Annotated in this window: 16 protein-coding genes, 1 tRNA gene and 1 pseudogene; 13 read left to right on the plus strand and 5 right to left on the minus strand. The window is 70.4% G+C overall.

What is annotated here, in order from left to right; all coding sequences use genetic code 11:
* Positions 1-25 precede the first annotated feature (25 nt).
* The 3 genes from ACZ7OO_RS31645 (at position 26) to ACZ7OO_RS31655 (ending at position 2,142) form a co-directional block, all read left to right on the plus strand.
* Positions 26-346: a DUF6412 domain-containing protein gene (locus ACZ7OO_RS31645; protein WP_471509997.1), complete on the plus strand. Its 321-nt coding sequence runs from the start codon at positions 26-28 to the stop codon at positions 344-346.
* Between the two features lie 98 nt (positions 347-444).
* Positions 445-1,152 carry a YidC/Oxa1 family membrane protein insertase gene (locus tag ACZ7OO_RS31650; RefSeq protein WP_471509999.1) on the plus strand — a complete coding sequence of 236 codons (708 nt, stop codon included), beginning with the start codon at positions 445-447 and terminating at the stop codon, positions 1,150-1,152.
* A gap of 132 nt (positions 1,153-1,284) precedes the next feature.
* Complete coding sequence (locus ACZ7OO_RS31655) at positions 1,285-2,142, plus strand: fumarylacetoacetate hydrolase family protein (protein WP_471510001.1); 858 nt, start codon at positions 1,285-1,287, stop codon at positions 2,140-2,142.
* Between the two features lie 121 nt (positions 2,143-2,263).
* Here ACZ7OO_RS31655 and ACZ7OO_RS31660 read toward each other — a convergent pair whose 3' ends face one another.
* Together ACZ7OO_RS31660 and ACZ7OO_RS31665 are read right to left on the minus strand one after the other, a co-directional pair.
* Positions 2,264-2,764 (minus strand): heme-degrading domain-containing protein, encoded by a 501-nt coding sequence (locus ACZ7OO_RS31660; RefSeq protein ID WP_471510003.1) that lies wholly within the window; start codon positions 2,762-2,764, stop codon positions 2,264-2,266.
* Positions 2,764-3,834, minus strand: a complete 1,071-nt coding sequence (locus ACZ7OO_RS31665) for a Gfo/Idh/MocA family protein (protein WP_471510005.1) — start codon at positions 3,832-3,834, stop codon at positions 2,764-2,766. Before ACZ7OO_RS31665 ends, ACZ7OO_RS31660 begins: the two co-directional genes overlap by 1 nt.
* Before the next feature lie 48 nt (positions 3,835-3,882).
* On the opposite strand from ACZ7OO_RS31665, the gene ACZ7OO_RS31670 reads away from it, so the two are divergent.
* The 7 genes and pseudogenes from ACZ7OO_RS31670 (at position 3,883) to ACZ7OO_RS31700 (ending at position 9,864) form a co-directional block, all read left to right on the plus strand.
* Positions 3,883-4,998 carry an ROK family transcriptional regulator gene (locus ACZ7OO_RS31670; protein ID WP_471510007.1) on the plus strand — a complete coding sequence of 372 codons (1,116 nt, stop codon included), beginning with the start codon at positions 3,883-3,885 and terminating at the stop codon, positions 4,996-4,998.
* A 122-nt stretch (positions 4,999-5,120) separates the two neighbouring features.
* Complete coding sequence (locus ACZ7OO_RS31675; RefSeq protein WP_471510009.1) at positions 5,121-6,029, plus strand: hypothetical protein; 909 nt, start codon at positions 5,121-5,123, stop codon at positions 6,027-6,029.
* A 55-nt stretch (positions 6,030-6,084) separates the two neighbouring features.
* Positions 6,085-6,351: pseudogene (locus ACZ7OO_RS31680) on the plus strand (GntR family transcriptional regulator); the annotation flags it as partial.
* Between the two features lie 199 nt (positions 6,352-6,550).
* A complete protein-coding gene (locus tag ACZ7OO_RS31685) occupies positions 6,551-7,330 on the plus strand; it encodes an HAD-IIA family hydrolase (protein WP_352220984.1) in 780 nt (259 codons plus the stop codon).
* A gap of 106 nt (positions 7,331-7,436) precedes the next feature.
* Positions 7,437-7,997, plus strand: coding sequence for a hypothetical protein (locus ACZ7OO_RS31690; protein WP_471510011.1), 561 nt, complete (start codon positions 7,437-7,439; stop codon positions 7,995-7,997).
* A 15-nt stretch (positions 7,998-8,012) separates the two neighbouring features.
* A complete protein-coding gene (locus ACZ7OO_RS31695; protein ID WP_471510013.1) occupies positions 8,013-8,681 on the plus strand; it encodes a class F sortase in 669 nt (222 codons plus the stop codon).
* 154 nt (positions 8,682-8,835) lie between these two features.
* A complete protein-coding gene (locus ACZ7OO_RS31700) occupies positions 8,836-9,864 on the plus strand; it encodes a glycoside hydrolase family 6 protein (RefSeq protein WP_471510015.1) in 1,029 nt (342 codons plus the stop codon).
* A 104-nt stretch (positions 9,865-9,968) separates the two neighbouring features.
* Here ACZ7OO_RS31700 and glxA read toward each other — a convergent pair whose 3' ends face one another.
* From glxA to ACZ7OO_RS31715, 3 genes are all read right to left on the minus strand, one after another.
* Entirely contained in the window at positions 9,969-11,906 is a 1,938-nt protein-coding gene (glxA, locus tag ACZ7OO_RS31705; protein ID WP_471510017.1) for a radical copper oxidase GlxA, read from the minus strand.
* Positions 11,903-13,864, minus strand: coding sequence for a glycosyltransferase family 2 protein (locus ACZ7OO_RS31710; protein ID WP_471510019.1), 1,962 nt, complete (start codon positions 13,862-13,864; stop codon positions 11,903-11,905). Before ACZ7OO_RS31710 ends, glxA begins: the two co-directional genes overlap by 4 nt.
* A gap of 463 nt (positions 13,865-14,327) precedes the next feature.
* A tRNA-Lys gene (locus tag ACZ7OO_RS31715) sits at positions 14,328-14,401 on the minus strand.
* Positions 14,402-14,586: 185 nt separating this feature from the next.
* Here ACZ7OO_RS31715 and ACZ7OO_RS31720 point away from each other — a divergent pair.
* The 3 genes from ACZ7OO_RS31720 to ACZ7OO_RS31730 all read left to right on the plus strand — a co-directional run bounded on the left by ACZ7OO_RS31720 (position 14,587) and on the right by ACZ7OO_RS31730 (position 17,791).
* A complete protein-coding gene (locus ACZ7OO_RS31720) occupies positions 14,587-15,888 on the plus strand; it encodes a peptidoglycan-binding protein (protein WP_471510021.1) in 1,302 nt (433 codons plus the stop codon).
* Between the two features lie 48 nt (positions 15,889-15,936).
* Positions 15,937-17,076: an SPFH domain-containing protein gene (locus ACZ7OO_RS31725; RefSeq protein ID WP_471510023.1), complete on the plus strand. Its 1,140-nt coding sequence runs from the start codon at positions 15,937-15,939 to the stop codon at positions 17,074-17,076.
* A gap of 109 nt (positions 17,077-17,185) precedes the next feature.
* Positions 17,186-17,791: a lytic polysaccharide monooxygenase auxiliary activity family 9 protein gene (locus tag ACZ7OO_RS31730; protein WP_471510025.1), complete on the plus strand. Its 606-nt coding sequence runs from the start codon at positions 17,186-17,188 to the stop codon at positions 17,789-17,791.
* Positions 17,792-17,804 lie beyond the last annotated feature (13 nt).

Genomic DNA, 17,804 nt, shown 5'->3' on the forward strand with positions numbered 1-17,804 from the left:
CGGTAGCGAGAGGGAGGGGGCGGGCATGCGCGGGAACGGCCGGTGGGTCCTGCCCTCGCGTTCCGCCGCCGTACTGCTGCTCCTCCTGCTCGATCTCCTGCTGCTCGACTCCGGCAGCCTCTTCACCACCGTCGCGCTCGCCGCGACCGCCGCCGTCGGCTCGGCCCTCGCGGTCTCCTCGGTCCTCGCCGCCCGCTCCGCGCCCGCCGTGCCGCCCACCCGGGTTCGCACTGCGATCCGCGACCGGGCCCGGCGTACCGCCTTCCTGCCGCAACGCGACCCGGACGCCAAGGGTCGTAGCCGCCCCCGAGCTCCCGGACACGCCCTCCCGGCGACCACCGCGTAAGGCGCCCGAGAACGCGTTCCGGGTGACCCCGCGCGGGTCGTCATGCCGTCCCACCTCTTCACCCACGGCACGACGAGACCCCCGGAGGGCTCCCACACATGTCCGTTTTCGCTGCCCTGGTCGAGCAACTCGCCGACCTGCTCCAGCCGTTCTTCCATGCTTCCGCGGCCGCCGCCGCGATCGTCGTGTTCACCGCGCTGGTACGACTGCTCGTGCATCCCCTGTCCCGTGCCGCCGCCCGTGGCCAGCGTGCCCGGGCCGCGCTCCAGCCGAGAATCGCCGAGCTGAGGAAGAAGCACGGGAAGGACCAGCCGGCGCTGCAGAAGGCCGTGCTGGAGCTGCACGCGGAGGAGAAGGTGTCGCCGCTGTCCGGCTGTCTGCCAGGGCTGCTGCAACTGCCCGCGTTCTTCCTCCTCTACCACCTCTTCTCCAACTCCACGATCGGCGGCCATGACAACGGCCTGCTGCACCACTCGTTGCTGGGCGCCCCGCTCGGCGGGCGGGGAGTCGACGTGCTCGGCAACGGGTTCGGGGGTGCCGGGCCGGTCTATCTGGGGCTGTTCGTCCTGGTCGCCGCCGTCGCCACCTTCACCTTCCTTCGGACCAGGCGGACGGCGGCGGGGGCGGTCGTGAGCGGCGGGGAAGGCGAGCAGCAGGTGCCGGGGCTGGGCGCGGTCACCAAGGTCACGCCGTACCTGTCGTACCTCACGCTGCTCACCGTGGCCGTGGTGCCGCTGGCCGCCGCGCTGTACGTGGTGACCAGTACGACGTGGAGTGCCGTCGAGCGTGCTGTGCTGTATCGATGAGGTGCCGGTACCTACGGTCCAGTACGTGAACAGGGTATTGCCCGCTGCATCCCCATCTTGGAGGATCGACCAGTCCTCCGATGGCTGCACCCATCGGCCGGGCAACTGCTGTCAAGGGAGATGGTGACGACCATGAAGCTGCTGCGAGTCGGTACGGCGGGAGCGGAGCGACCCGCTCTGCTCGACGCCGAGGGGGTCCTGCGGGACCTGTCGGGGATCGTCGACGACATCGACGGAGCCCTGCTCGCCGACGGGGCCGCCCTCGGGCGGGTCCGGGCCGCGGCCGACGCCGGCGACCTGCCCGCGCTCGACGCGAACGGGCTGCGGATCGGGCCGCCGCTGGGGCGTATCGGCAAGATCGTGTGCATCGGGCTCAACTACCACGACCATGCCCGCGAGACCGGGGCCGAGCCGCCGGCCGAGCCGGTGATCTTCTTCAAGGCCGCGGACACGGTCGTGGGGCCGAATGACACGGTGCTGATCCCCCGCGGGTCCGTGAAGACCGACTGGGAGGTCGAACTCGCCGTCGTCATCGGGCGTACGGCCCGTTATCTGACCGACGACGAGGACCCGCTGGCGTATGTCGCCGGGTACGCCGTCGCGCACGACGTGTCCGAGCGGGAGTTCCAGATCGAGCGGGGCGGGACCTGGGACAAGGGGAAGAACTGCGAGACGTTCAACCCGTTCGGGCCGTGGCTGGTCACGGCGGACGAGGTCGGGGATCCGCAGGGGCTGTCGCTGAAGCTCTGGGTCAACGGCGAGCTGAAGCAGGACGGGACCACCGCCGAGCAGATCTTCTCGGTCGCCGAAGTCGTGCGGTACGTCAGCCGGTTCATGGTCCTCTACCCAGGGGACGTCATCAACACGGGGACTCCGGCGGGGGTTGCGCTGGGGGCGCCCGAGCCGAAACCGTTCCTGCGGGGCGGCGACGTGGTGGAGTTGGAGATCGCGGGGCTCGGTCGTCAGCGCCAGGAGTTCAAGGACGCGTAGGCGCTTCGCTGGGAGGGCCGGGGAACTGCGCCGGATGGCGGCTGCGGGCCGGATGTGGCTGGGTCGCGCCCACGCGGCGGTAGCCGCATATCAGACGCAGCCCCACGCCCCTTCTTGTCGGCTACGCCTCCAAAAATCGCTCCAGTGCCTCCACCACAAAGCGGTGGTCCTGGAGTTGGGGCAGGCCGGAGACGGTCACCGACCCGATCACGCCGACGTTCTCCACCGTGATCGGGAAGGAGCCGCCGTGGGCCGCGTACGCGTCGGGGTCCAGGCGGGAGGACTCCTCGAACGTCGTGCCCTTTGCCCGGAAGCGGGCTCCCACCAGGTAGGACGCGGCGCCGTAGCGCTCCACCACCCGGCGCTTGCGGGTGATCCAGGCGTCGTTGTCGGGGGTCGAGCCGGGCAGGGCCGCGTGGAAGAGCTGCTGGCTGCCGCGGTGGATGTCGATGGCAACCGGGGCCTGGCGCTCCCGTGCCATCTCCACCAGCAGGGAGCCGAGGGCCCACGCGTCGTCGTGGGTGAACTGGCGGAAGACCAGGAGGCGTTCCTGCTTCTCCAACTCCTCCACCGACGGGGTGAGTTCAGGGGTGGACCGGGGGGTGATCTTCGGGTGGTGCATCAGAGGGTCACCGTCACCTTGTCTCGCGCCGAGCGGCGGGCTGCTTCCAGTACGTCCAGGGCGGCGGCCGCTTCCGGTGCGGTCACCGGGTTGGGGCCTTCGCCCCGCAGGGCCTCGGCCACGGCCGCGTAGTAGGCGGGGTAGTCGCCGGGGAGGGTGGGGACGGCACGGCCGCCGCCGGTGACCGGGGACTCGCCGGCGCCGATCCGGCCGTAGAGGGACTCCGGCTCGACGCCCCACCCGGGGCCCGGGCGCCTGCCCTCGCGCAGCGCCGCCTCCTGCGGGTCCAGGCCGTACTTGACGTAACCCGCCTTCGAGCCCAGCACCCGGAAACGCGGGCCGAGCTGGGCCGCCGTCGCCGAGGCGTAGAGGTGGGAGCGGACGCCGCTCGCGTGGGTGACGGCGATGAAGGTGTCGTCGTCGGTCTCGGCGCCGGCCCGGCGGATCACCGACTCGGCGTACACCTCGGTGGCCGGGCCGAAGAGGACCAGTGCCTGGTCGACGAGATGGCTGCCGAGGTCGTAGAGGAGACCTCCGATCTCTGCCGGGTCGCCGGACTCGCGCCAGCCGCCCTTGGGCTGGGGCCGCCAGCGTTCGAAGCGGGACTCGAACCGCCAGGCGTCGCCGAGTTCACCCTCCTCAAGGAGCTTGCGGAGGGTGCGGAAGTCGTTGTCCCAGCGGCGGTTCTGGAAGACCGAGAGCAGCAGACCGCGCTCCTCGGCGAGGGCGGCCAGCTCGCGCGCCTCGGCCGCGGTGCCGGCCACCGGCTTGTCGACCACGACCGGCAGGCCCGCCTTGAGCGCGGTCGTCGCCAGCGGGACATGCGTCTTGTTCGGGGAGGCGATGACGACCAGGTCCAGGCCGTCGGCCCGGTCGAACAGCTCGTCGGGGGCGGCGACGGTCCGGACCTCGGGGAACTCGGCCTTCGCCTGCGCCTGCCGCTCGGGGTTCGAGGTGACCACCGTGTCCAGGGCGAGGCCCTCGGTGGCGGCGATCAGGGGGGCGTGGAAGACGGATCCGGCGAGGCCGTAGCCGATGAGGCCGACGCGGAGGGGAGTGGCAGCTGTCATGCCTCCCACTTTCGCAACGCTGTTGCCAAAGTGCAAGTGGGAGGGAGAATGGGTGGCGTGAACAGGACGAAGAGCGGACCGGGCGCGGCCGGCGCCAATCTGCTCGCCGTGCGCAGTCACAACACCGCGCTGGTGCTGGATCTGCTGCGCACGGCGGGGGCGGACGGCATCAGCCGGCTCGAACTGGCCGACCGGACCGGGCTCACCCCGCAGGCGGTCAGCAAGATCACCGCCCGGCTGCGCGAGGAGGGCCTCGCGGCGGAGGCCGGGCGGCGAGCGTCCACCGGGGGCAAGCCGGCCACCGTACTGCGGCTGGTGCCGGAGGCCGGGCACGCGGTGGGGCTGCAGCTCGACCGGGACGAGCTGCGTGCCGTGCTGGTCGATCTCGACGGCACGGTCGTCGGCGAACGGCACGGCGAGCTGGACCTGGGGGCAGGGGCGGTGGCCGTGCTGGGCGCGGCCGCCGAGCTGGTCGGCGAGCTGCGCGAGGAGGTGCCCGAGGAGGTCCTCGGGGTCGGGGTCGCGGCGCCCGGGCCGCTCGACCACATCCACGGTGTGCTGCACCGGGTCACCGGGTTCCCCGAGTGGGACGGCTTTCCGCTGCGGGACGCGCTCGCGGAGCGGCTCGGGGTGCCGGTCGTCGTCGACAAGGACAGCAACGCGGCCGCCCTCGGACTCGCCGTCGGCGGCGAGAGCGGCTCCTTCGCCTATCTGCACCTCGGTACCGGGCTCGGCGCCGGACTGGTGATCGGCGACAGCGTGCACCGGGGGGCGCGGACCGGGGCGGGGGAGTTCGGGCACCAGGTCATCCAGCTGGACGGGCCCCCGTGCCACTGCGGCAACCGGGGCTGCATCGAGGCGCTGTGCCTGGCGGCAGTGGGCCGCGCGGACCCGGGTGAGGCGGCGCGGGTCCTGGGCGCCGGGGCCGCGAACCTGGCCGCGCTGCTCGACATCGACCTCGTGCTGCTCGGCGGCCGTACGATCGCGGCCGCCCCGGATACCTTCGTCCGCGGGGTCGCTGCCGTCCTCGACGCCCGTGCCCGGCGGGAGGGCAGCCTCGGTACGACCGTCCCGGTCCGGCTCGCCCCCGGCAGTGACCGGCGGGTCGCGGAGGGCGCGGCCCAACTGCTGCTCGCCCCGCTGTTCGGCCGCGCGGACGGCTGACGGGAGGGGCGGGCGGCTGGCGGCGTTCGGCTGGCGGGAGGGGGCTGATCGAGCGGTGTTGGTGCGCTCTCGCGGAGTGGCACCGGTGCGGTCCCGGCAATGCCCGGCATGATCACATGATCATGCGACTGAGCACGTCCCTGTCCCTCTGCGTGGCCGCAGCCGCCGTTCTCGCCCCTGTGCCGTCGGCGACCGCCGCCCTCGCCGCTCCCGCCGTCGCCGACGCGTCCTGCGCGGGCGCCGACGAGCAGGGCTTCCCCCTCAGCACCCGAATCCACGACGGCCCCTCGTCCTATGAGGCCGGTGGCGGTTACGGCACCTGGTACCTCGACCTCACCAACACCACCGGCCGCACCTGCACCGACATCCACCCGGTCGTCGTCCTCGTCGACGACAAACGGGTCCTCAAGCCGTCCCAGACCGAGCTGGAGTTCTACGACGGCCCGCGCACCCGCCCGGTCAAGCTGACGGAGACCGACGAGTCCGAGCTGGTCGGCGTGTTCGACGCGGACGGCTTCCCGGGGCTCACCGTGGCGCCCGGGGCGACCGTCTCGGTCAAGGTCAGACTCGCCGTCGCCTCCGACGCCGTACCGAACGCGGTCACGGCCAACGCGGCCGCCGTACAGCGGCAGGGCGACGACGGAGACTGGGTGGGAGAGTCGAACGACTACCGCTTCGGCATCGGCGGCGAACCGCCGCCCGCGAGCGTGGCTCCCGCCGTGCCCTCCATCGGCACGGAGGTAGGTCCGCAGACCTCCCCGGACAGCAGCCCGGACGCCAGCCCCGGCATCAGCCCGGACGCCAGCCCCGGCATCAGCCCCGACGCAAGTCCGGGGGCCACCCCTGAGGGCACCCCCAGCGCATCCCCGAGCGGTGCCCTGACCTTCGCCGAGGAGGCCGAGGAGGCAGGGGAACGCGCCCGTGAACTGGCCGGCACCGGCCTCGGCCTGGCCCACGGGCTGCTCGCGGTCACCGTCGCCCTGCTCGCCGTGGGAGGAAGCGTGTTCCTGCTGGCCCGCAGGCGACGCTGAGCATGTCCGAAGACCCGTTTCGGAAGAGGAAAGCGCCGTCTGCCACCATCCCTTGGTGGACTACCCGAACGACCAGGCCCCCGGCGCCCCCGTCCGCTCCGGCATCCCGGAGCACGGCCGCATCCCGAAGTACTACGCGGTGAAGGCGCAGATCGATCATCTCGTCGGCGATCTGGGGGAGGGCAGCGTCATGACCACCGAACGCGATCTCTCGGAGGAGTACGGGGTCGCCCGCGAGACCGTCCGGCAGGCGCTGCGCGAGCTGGTGCTCGAGGGCAAGCTGCGCCGGCAGGGGCGTGGCACGGTCGTCGCCGGGCCCAAGCCGGACTGGAACGACATCGACAAGAACCTCACGTCGTACGTCGACGACTGGAAGTCCGCCACCGGCAGCTGACCTGCATCGGCGGGGTCGCGTTCACGCAGTCCTGACTAGGCTGGGGGCGTCGGTACGCCGTGGTTCCGGCGCCCCCAGCTCACGTATGACCGCATGTACGCCATCCGCACGCCAGGAGACGCACCACATGGCAGACCGCAAGCCCATTGAGTCATGGCTCACCGACATGGACGGCGTCCTCATCCACGAGGGCGTCCCGATCCCCGGAGCGGACGCCTTCATGAAGAAGCTGCGGGACTCCGAGAAGCCTTTCCTGGTCCTCACCAACAACTCCATCTACACCGCCCGTGACCTGCACGCGCGGCTGCGCCGGATGGGTCTGGACGTGCCGGTGGACAACATCTGGACCTCCGCCCTGGCCACCGCCCAGTTCCTTGACGACCAGCGGCCCGGCGGCAGCGCCTACGTCATCGGCGAGGCCGGCCTGACCACCGCGCTGCACGACATCGGGTACATCCTCACCGACCACGAACCCGACTTCGTGATCCTCGGCGAGACCCGCACCTACTCGTTCGAGGCGCTCACCAAGGCCGTGCGCCTGATCAACAACGGCGCCCGGTTCATCGCCACCAACCCCGACAACGTCGGCCCGTCCGCCGAGGGCGACCTGCCCGCCACCGGCTCGGTCGCCGCGCTGATCACCGCAGCGACCGGGAAGGAGCCGTACTTCGTCGGCAAGCCCAACCCGCTGATGATGCGGGCGGGGCTCAACGCGATCGGCGCCCACTCGGAGACCTCCGCGATGATCGGCGACCGGATGGACACCGACGTCCTCGCGGGCCTGGAGGCCGGGATGCGCACCTTCCTGGTGCTGTCCGGCGTCACCCAGCCGGACGACGTCGACCGCTATCCGTTCCGTCCTTCCGAGGTCGTGAACTCGATCGCGGACCTCGTCGACCGGGTCTGACCGGACGGCACCAAACCTGTCCTCACCCATACGGAGCAATACGGCGCCCCCCGAGGATGCGGGGGCGCCCGGTGCGGGGGAGCCTCCAGATATCTGGAGGTTCACGATGGGCTCTCTTCGCCTCACTCTCTGTACCGGATTCCTGGCCTGTGCCGCCGGTCTCTCCCCGGCGGTCGCCCATGCGGCGGACGGCCAGGGAGTCACCGTGACCCCGGCCTCCCCGGCCCCGGGCTCCGTCGTGGCGCTGCGGGCGAGCGGCTGTTCCGGTACGACCGGCGCCGCCTCCTCGGCGGCCTTCGTCTCGGACGCACGCCTCAGCGGCTACGACGGCACCCTGACCGGCGAGAGCCAGGTCCGCTCCACGATCGGCCCCGGCACCTACGCGGTGAAGGTCACCTGCGCCGGCGCTGTCGTCAGCGGCAGCGTCACCGTCGTAGGACAGTCGTCCCAGGCGCAGGCCGGGCAGTCGGACGGATCCGCCGTCCTGCCGGCCACGCCGATGGCGCCTGTGCACGCGGGCGGCGGCGGTACCGCTCCGTTCGCCTCCGTGGAGCCCCGTTCGACCGGCCCCGACACCGCGCAGGCGGTCACCGGTCTCGTTCTCGCCGGGTTCGCCGCGGCCGCCGTCGGGCTGTTGGGCGCCCGACGGAGCCGGGGCTCACGCTGAGGAGACGGCACGACAATGTCCGACGACACCGAACGATCCGCCGGCACCGGACGGCTGCTGACCGGCGTGGCCTGGGCGATCCTGCTGCTAGGGCTGTGGCTGTGGGGCCGCGGGGTGACCGAGGTACCCGACGGCGTATCCGGCCCCACCACGGGCGACGTGGCCGCCGTCGGCCGCCCGGCGGGCGCCGAACTGCCGCCCGCCGCCAAGCCGTTGGGCTCGGCCACGCCCGAGCGCATCGACATCCCGGAGCTGGGTGTGCAGGCCCCCGTGGTCGCCCGCGGCCTGGACGGGCAGGGCGGGATCGACCCACCGCCCTTCGACCAGCCCGGTGTGGTCGGCTGGTACGGCTCCGGGACCCGGCCCGGGGCGGCCGGCACCGCGCTCCTGGTCGGGCACGTCGACACCGAGACCCGACCCGCGGTCTTCTACAAGATCAGCGCCCTGCGCCCCGGCGAGACGATCCGCGTGGTCCGCTCCGACGGCACGGTCGCCGAGTTCACCATCGACGACGTACGGGTCCTGCCCCGCGACCACTTCGACGCCCAAGCGGCCTACGGCACCCGCGAGTCGGGCCGCGCCGAACTCCGGCTGATCACCTGCGGCGGCACCTTCGACCGGACGACCCACAGCTACACGGCGAACGTGGTCGTCTCCGCGTACCTCACCGGAACCGCCGTATAGAGCCGTGACGGAGCCCCGCCGGGCTCGCCGAGCCTGCCGTCCGCCCGTCAACTCCGGCTGTAACAGCTCACCGACAAGGCTGGGCGATCTCGTGACGAGTGCGGCGGGTATGTCACGATTGGACCTTGGCCAAGTGCACCCAGGGGGGAATTGGATGTACGACAGCAGGGGGGCCCGGCCGCCGGCCTGGGCGTGGGCACTGGGAGCGGCGCTGCTGCTCGCCGGCTGCTCCTCGGGCGGAGGCGGCGACGACCGGCCGGACACCGCGGATCCGGGTGCGACGATCACCCAACAGCCCAAGGAGGCGGACCCGTTCTGGGTGAACCCCGACTCCAACGCGGCCCGCCAGGTGAAGGCCTACGCGAAGGCAGGCAAGGACACCGACGCCGAACAGATCCGCAAGATAGCGGAACAGCCGACCGGGGAGTGGATCGGCCCGGAGAACCCGGAGCAGGAGGCGCGCGGCTTCACCGAGGCCGCGCAGAAGTCCGACCGCACGGCCCTGTTGGTCCTCTACAACATCCCGCACCGCGACTGCGGCCAGTACAGCCAGGGCGGCGCGGCCGACGGCGACGCGTACCGGGCGTGGATCGACGGTGTCGCCCGGGGCATCCAGGACCGCTCCGCCACGGTGATCCTGGAACCGGACGCCGTACTGCACCTCGTCGACGGCTGCACCCAGGCCCGGTTCGCCGAGGAACGCTACGACCTGCTGCGCGACGCGATCACCAAGTTCAAGTCCCTGAAGAACACCAAGGTCTACCTGGACGCCGGGAACGCCGGCTGGGGCCACCCCGACCAGATCTACCAGCCCCTCGAACAGGCGGGCATCACCGAGGCGGACGGTTTCGCGGTCAACGTCTCCAACTTCTACTCCACCCAGGACTCCATCACCTACGGCAAGCAGCTCTCGCAGAAGGTCGGCGACAAACACTTCGTCATCGACACGAGCAGGAACGGCAACGGCCCCTACGCGGGAGGCAACCCGAACGAACGGTGGTGCAACCCACCGGGCCGGGCTTTGGGAGAAACCCCGACAACAAAGACGGCGGACCCCCTGGCGGACGCCTACCTGTGGGTAAAACGCCCAGGAGAATCAGACGGCACGTGCAAGGGCGGCCCCCAGGCAGGCAACTGGTGGCCGACCTACGCCTTGAAACTGGCCCAAAGGTCGGAGACTTAGGGGCGCGGGGCGCTGTCAACATGCGGCTCCGCCGCGTGGGCGCGACAAGCCACAACGCTCCCGCACGCAAAAGATCACGTGCGGGAGCGCCACGGCAGAAGAACCTACGGCACCTTCACCCACTGCGCTTCACTGGGCGTCCCCTGATCGTCGTCCACGAACACCATGTACCACCCCGACGGCACCAGGTTCCGATTCCTCGGCACGGTCACCGTGATCCGGTTCCCCGACGTCCTGAAATCCAGCGCGATGCTCCGTTGATCGACATCCGTCACATGCGTGGTGGCACTCGGCCGGATCAACCGCACCTTCTTGATGGTCGAAGCATGCTGGGACGTGAACGTTCCCGACCCACCCCGGGCGATGGTCTGCGGCCCGCCGCTCAACGACGGCCGTGAGTCCCGGTAGAGATACGGCGGTGTGTAGATCTCGATCCGCTGCTCGAAATTCCCCGGCTTGGTGTTCGCCTTGTCCCCGTACAACGGGTTGGAGCCGAAGAACATCACGCGTCCGTCGGGCAGCAGCATGGACCCGGAGTGGTAGTTCCGCCCCACCTCCGGGTCGGCCACCCTCTTGAACGCGTTGGCGGAAGGGTTGTAGATCCGCGCCTGCTTGATGTCGGAGTCGCCGCGCCCCCGGTAGTCCTCGGAGCCGCCCGACACCAGCACGGAGTCGTCCGGCAGCACCGAGATCTGCGGATATCGCGTGCCCTTCTCCAGCGAGGGACCGTCCACGAACTCGGGGTCGGCGTCCTTCAGGTCGATCAGCCGTGTCCTGTTCGTGGACACGTTGGACTCCCCGACCCCACCGCCCCCGACCACCATGTACTTCTCGTCCTGCGCCGGAGGCAGCAGCACGGTCCCGGACGTCTCCAGCATGTTCGGATCGCTGAGCCCGGAGAGTTCGGTGAACTCGTTGGTGTCCACGTCCCAGATCCCGGGGTCGCGCCCGACGTCGTCCGGTCCGTAACCGGCGTTGGAGCCCGAGTAGAAGAGCTTGCCGTTCTGCAGCAGGAACAGCGCGGGATAGGTCGGGAACTGGCGCTTGTACTTGGTGTACGTCCACTTCTTCGTGGCCGGGTCGAAGACCTCGTTCTTGCCCGGCACCAGCTGCCCGATGTCGTCGAGCCCGGAGACACCGAGGACCTTCCCGTCCGACAGGGTGGTGAGCGTCGGATACCAGCGGGCCTCGTTCATCGGGTCGACCTTGATGTACTTCTCGGCGACCGGATCGAATTCGTAGGCGTTCTTGATGCCTTCGAAGTCCCGCTTGTCCATGCCGAGTTTGTTGGCGATGCCGTAGGTGTTACGTGCGTCGGCGCCGGTCAGTCCCTCGATGCCGTAGTTGTCCTGGGTGCCGGTCTCGTACCGGGTGCCCTCTTTCGGTGCCTCGACGACGACCCGCGCGTAACCGGGGTTGTTCCGCAGGAACCTGCCGGTCCTCTTGTCGAAGACCTTCGTCGCGCGCGGGATCAGCACCGAGTCGTCGGACAGGAACGTCTTGCCGTTCCGTTTGCCGGTGAACCTGGTGCCCTTGGGCAGGGTCATCGGTTTGTCGGGGTTCTCGTTGTAGAGGATCATGACGCCGCCGGCTTTCTTGACGTCGCCCTTGAGTTTCTCGTACTGCTTGGTGCCGCCGGCGATGAGGATGTCGCCGTTGGCGAGCTGGGTGTGCCCGGTGCAGAACAGGTCGGCCGGGGTGGGCACCTTCTTGATCGTGCCCTTGACCGGGTCCCAGATCCGGCTGTCGTAGATCTTCGCGTCGAAGTTGTCCTGGTTGTTTCCGGAGCCCGCGACCAGCAGCACCTTCCCGGTGTGCAGGAGTACCGCGTGGATGGTGTCCTGGCGGTACTCCTTCGGGAACTCGATGACGTCCCAGTGGCCGTTCGCGGCCTTGTACTCCGGTCTGTTGATCTTGTACTGGTGGTATTCCTCGGTCCCGAAGCGGTACACCCACGGCCCGTTCATCCCGGCCAGGGCGAGAACCACCGCCGTGCCGATCGCGAGACGACGAGCCCGGCGGCGGCCGGCACTGTCGTTCATTCCTTAGGTCCCCCCAGCCCGCCGAGCGCGATCCGCATGGTCTCCTCCGTGTTCCCGCCGCTGCCCGCGGGCGCCCAGTTGGGCCGCTGCTGCGGGGCGTGCGCCGCGCGGGTGTAGCCGGGCGGCACGGCGTCCTCCGGCTCGGCGGCGACCGCGGGTGTCCTCTTCTCCTTGCGCAGCGTGTACTGCCAGGCGAAGATCGGGGCCGCTGTGATGAGCAGCGCCAGCGTCGCCCAGGTGAGCATCGCCGGGTGCGAGTGGCCGCCGACGAAGCCGGCGGCGAGCGAGCCGCCGAAGACCAGGATGAAGAACCAGTGGATCCGGAACGTCCCGAACAGCGTGTCCGGGCTGGCCGACTCGCCCTTGGGCGTGACCACGAACCTGCTCTTGCGGCGCAGCACGGCGTCCATCAGCGAGCGGGCGTAGACCGGCGCGGACAGCGCCGACATCACCATGCCGGCCACACCGCCGGAGCCCTCCGGTTCGTGCGGGGAGACGTTGTGCCGCCGGTTCCATATGTACAGGCCGATCTGGAGCGCGGAGGCGTTGCCGTAGAGCATCAGCCACACGGTCGGGTCGATGTTCACACCCGAGGCGCCCAGACCCAGGAACAGCGCGCAACTCAGCGCCGCGAGGATCCAGTTGAGGGCGGACATCGGATAGAAGATGATCATCATCGTGTAGTTGAAGAGCTTGCCCGGCGACAGCGTGAACAGACCCTTCCAGTACTGCTTGAGGATCGTCTCGTACGTCCCCCGGGACCAGCGGAGCTGCTGGGTGAAGAAGTCGGTCCAGGCGTTGGGGCCCTCGCCGACCGCGAGCACGTCCGGGGTGTACACCGAGCGCCATTTCTTCCCCGTGGCCGGGTTCCTGGTGCGGTGGATCTCGAAGCCGGTGGCCATGTCCTCGGTGATCGAGTCGTACAGCCCGCCGACCTGCTTGATCGCCCTGATCCGTACGGCGTTGGAGGTGCCGACGAACATGGGGGCGCCGTACCGGTTGCCGGCGCGCTGGATCAGGGCGTGGAAGAGGAACTGCTGGGACTCGGCGGCCTTGGTGACGAACGTGTCGTAGTTGCCGTACACCTGGGGGCCGATGACGAAGCCGACGTCCGGGTCACGGAAGTAACCCAGCATCCGCTCCAGGTAGTTGGGCAGCGGGATGTGGTCGGTGTCGACGGAGGCGAAGAAGTCGTACTCGTCGCCGTGCGCCTCCAGCCAGGCGTTGTAGTTGCCGTGCTTGGTCCTGGCGCGGTGCGGGCCCTTGGGCTGGTTCCACTTCTCGACGCCCTTGCGGGTGAAGTGGTGCACGCCCAGGCGCGCGCAGACCTGCTTCACCTCGGGATCGTCGCCCTCGTCGAGCAGCCAGATGTGCAGCAGGCCACGGTGGCGTAGCCGGACCGCCGCCTCCAGGGTCCGGGTGACCATGTCCAGCGGTTCCTTGCCGGGCACGAACGTGGTGATGAACGCGACCCGGGTGCCGGTCTCCGGGATCACCGGGACCGGGTCGCGGGCCACCAGGGTGGCGTGTGCGTTGGACAGCACGTTCATACAGCGGAAGAACTCGATCAGGCCGATCGACACCAGCATCACGATGTCGAGGGCCGGCAGGAAGTCGTAGGCCGGGTAGTCGCGTTGGGTCCAGTGCTCGGGCTGCAGCAGCCAGGCCAGCAGCACCAGTGAGAGCAGCGGCGCCGCGCCCAGCATCAGGGCGGCGCGCAGGCGGTGCGGTTCCTGGGAGAGCAGTGAGCGGTACTGCACTTTGTACGGCGTGCTCGGGTCGGGCTGGGTGAGGGGGCCCGCGAGCCTGCTGTAGTGCTCGTAGTCGTATCTCGGCAGTGTCTTCTTGATCCGGTGCAGGGCGCCGGTGGTGCTTCGGTGTGCGGGTAGCCGGAGCTGTGTGGTCTGTGACGGGTCGTAGTCCTGTTCCTGCCGGGCGCCGGTCGGCGTCGACGTCATGAGTCATCCCCCCACACGCGCAGGTCAGCGCGTGTCTGTCGGTCCCACCGCCCGGTCAGGTCCCCCTCGACCCGGTCGGGCGCGTCAATGGCGGGGCACAGTCGTTCCACAGATATGGACACGGACCGTGACCGTCCGGTTGCGTGGTGCCCCCCCTCGGCACCGATTCATGACCGGGGCCCCTCAACCCCGCAGATCTGGCAACCGGTTACCTACCCCCCAAGTGCCGCGAATCATCGGCACTTTGGACATCCAGGGTTCTACGGTGCTCAGCATGATCGCAAGAGCGAAACACGCTGTTTACCGGTCATAGGCGTTCATTGTGGAATGTGTGGTGATTGGGTGGATCGACCGTGTCGGTTGTTGACATAAGGGGGCGCATGGTCCCGAAGTGGCCTCGCGTGATCAGCGGGGCGTACGCCAGAAGGCCCCCCGCTGCTGCGGAGGGCCTTCTGGGTGTCTGTGCGCCGCCAGGGACTCGAACCCCGGACCCGCTGATTAAGAGTCAGCTGCTCTAACCAACTGAGCTAGCGGCGCGTGCTGACGCCGACAACTCTACCGGACCAGGACGGTGCTCCTGACCACCGGCCACCAGGGGGACCCCCGTCAGCCCCCTGCCGTACATCATTCGGACCGTCAGCATGCGCACCGGGAAGACAGTTGGGAAACTGATCAATGTGCACAGTCTTGGACATATCCACCCGAAGTGTGAGGGGAATCGCATGCCGGCCCCGGTATTCGAGGAATTCGACCCCGCGAACGACTGCGAATGCCCCGGATGCGTCCACTGGCGGCGGGTCGGCCCGTACCCGCTGCCCGGGCGCTTCGGCGGCCACCCGGCCGCCCGGGGGGTCCTGGTCGTGGCCGCCGCCGCGTCCGCCGCCCTCGCCGCGAGCGCCCCGACGGCCGCGGCCCACAGCACCCCGCCCGCCCCTCACCGGCCCGCCGCCCCCGGGGACGGCGAGCCCGACACCCCGCAGGGCACCAAGGCCCCCCTGCACGGCCGCGGCGGCAAGCCCGCTCCCGGCCCGGTCACGACACCCCCCATCACCCGAACGGAGATCATCAACCGGGCCAAGACCTGGGTCGCCGCCCAGGTGCCGTACAGCATGTCCCTCTACTGGACGGACGGATACCGGCAGGACTGTTCGGGCTATGTCTCGATGGCCTGGAAACTGACCGGGAACGAGTGGACGGGCAGCCTCGACCAGTTCGGCACGAAGATCACCAAGGCGGAGCTCCAGCCCGGCGACATCCTGCTCTTCCACAACCCGGACAACCCCGAGAAGGGCTCCCACGTCGTGATCTTCGGCGGCTGGACGGACTACACGCACACCTATTACACGGCGTACGAGCAGACACCCCCGCGCGCCCGCCGCCAGTCCGCGCCGTACGCCTACTGGAGCAACTCCGCCAAATACGTCCCCTACCGCTACAAGGGTCTGATCGCGGACCCGGGCGCGGCGGGTGCCCAGGCCGCGAGGACGGCGGTGCCGTTCCCCGGCGCGGCCTACTTCGGTCCCGGCGCGGACAACAAGTACGTCACCCTGCTCGGCCGGCTGCTGGTCGCCCGGGGCGGCGGCAGCCACTACCCCAAGGGCCCGGGTCCGGTCTGGGGCACCTCGGACCAGCGGGCCACCCGGGCCTTCCAGCTCGCCCAGGGCTGGACCGGCGCCGCAGCCGACGGCCTGCCGGGACCGCGCACCTGGGAACTCCTCGCCACCGGAAGGGGCAACGACATCAAGCCCGCCGTCGCGGCCCCGGCCGCCCCCGCCTCGCACGGAGTGCCCGGCTACCCCGGCAAGAACTACTTCCGTCCGGGCGCCACCAACGACTACGTCACCCGCCTCGGCAGACAGCTGGTCAAGAAGGGCTTCGGCCGTTTCTACACCGACGGCCCCGGCCCTGCCTGGGGCGAGGCGGACCGCAGGGCCGTCGAGGCGTTCCAGCGCACCCAGGGCTGGCGCGGCGGCGCGGCCGACGGCTATCCGGGGCCGGAGACCTGGCGCCGCCTGTTCCTGTAACGACCCGACGATCACGTGACGCATCTGGCGCGGAGGCTGGAGGCAGGCATGAGTACGACGACCGCACACACCCCTGAATCGGACAACCCCCTGGATCGCGGGGACAGTGGGACGCCCAGCCGTCCGGTGCCCCGGCTGATCCAGAACGAGGCCACCACCGAGATCCCCGTCCACCTGCTGTTCCGGGACGACCCCGACCCGGTGTCGGTCCCGCTGCGGCCCGCCGTGGTCGGCCGCCGGCAGGGCACCGGCGAACAACCCCGGCTGCGCCGCCCGGCCCCGGCCAAGCCCCGGCCCGTCGCCGCCGTCGACCCCGAACTGGTCGAGCGCCCCGCCCGGGTGCTGCCCGGCGCGGCCGGTGTGGCCGCCGGGCTCGGTGGGGTGGCCGGGGGGCTCGCCACCTCCTGGTGGGCCGGTGTGCTGCCCCCGCTCGCGGTGCACGCGCTGCACCTTCCGGCGTACGCGGGCGCGGGGCTCGGTCAGGCGCAGTGGGCCGCGTACGCCGGAGCCGGTGCGCTCGGCCTGTTCGGCTTCGCCGGTCTCGCGCGCGGGGCGACCGGACGGGCCTGGGTGCTCGGCCTGTTCGGCCGCTACCGGGGGACCGTACGGCGCACCGGCCTGCTCTGGGTCAACCCGCTGCTGCTGCGCCGCCGCGTCGACGTCCGGCTGCGGCACTGGCGCAGCGAGGAGATGCCGGCCGCGGACGGCAACGGGGTCGCGCTGCGGGTCGTCGTCCTGGTGGTGTGGCGGATGCGGGACACCGCGCGGGCGGTCCTCGGCGTCGACGACCACGAGACGTATCTGCGCGAGTGCGTGGAGGCCGCGCTGGCCCGGGTTCCGGTGGAGGTGCCGGGCCGGATGCGGGGTTCGGTGGAGATGGCCACGGACGCGCTGACCCGGCTGGTGGCGACGGACGCGGCCGGGATCGGCCTGGAGGTGTTCTCCGTGCAGCCGGTCCGGATGGAGTACGCCCCGGAGGTCGCCGCCGCCATGCACCGCCGCCGGATCGCCGCGCTGGACGCCCAGCAGCGGGCGGGGATGCTCGCCTCCGTCGTGGACTCCGTGGAGGACACGGTGACCCGACTGACCGTGCGCGGCCTGGTGGAACTCGACGACTACGAGCGCAAGGTGCTGGTGCGGGACCTGACGGTGGCGTTCTGCTCGGGGCGCTCCGACTCCGCGCCCTGAGAGGAGATGTATTTGATATGGACACGGTCAACTGATGGCAATAATCTGAGACTTGGTCTAGACCTGCACGGCTCAAGGAACCTCCCCCACGTCCTCCAGGAGCGGCAGCATGCGTAAACGGACCAAGATCTCGGCCGTCGTGCTCGGTGTGGCGACCGCCGGAGCCTTCGCGCTCTCCACCGGCGGTGCCAGCGGGCACGGCTACACCGGCCTCCCCATCAGCAGGCAGAAGCTCTGCGCCAACGGCACCGTGACCAACTGCGGTGACATCCAGTGGGAGCCGCAGAGCGTCGAGGGCCCCAAGGGCTTCCCGGCGGCCGGCCCCGCCGACGGCCAGCTCTGCAACGGCGGGCTGAGCCGGTTCGCCCAGCTCAGCTCGCCCACCACACCGTCGGGCGGCGCCTGGCCCACGACCAAGGTGACGGGCGGCCAGTCGTACACCTTCCGCTGGCAGTTCACGGCGATGCACGCCACGACCGACTTCAAGTACTACGTCACCAAGCAGGGCTGGAACCAGAACCACGCCCTCGCCCGTTCGGACCTCAACACCACCCCGTTCCTCACCGTCCCCTACAACGGCCAGCGTCCGCCGAGCACCATCAGCCGCAGCGGCACCCTGCCGTCGGGGCTGAGCGGCCACCACGTGATCCTTGCGGTCTGGACGATCGCCGACACGGGCAACGCGTTCTACGCCTGCTCGGACGTCACGTTCTGACCGGCGTCGTTCG

The organism is Streptomyces sp. NPDC111744 (assembly GCF_055634995.1).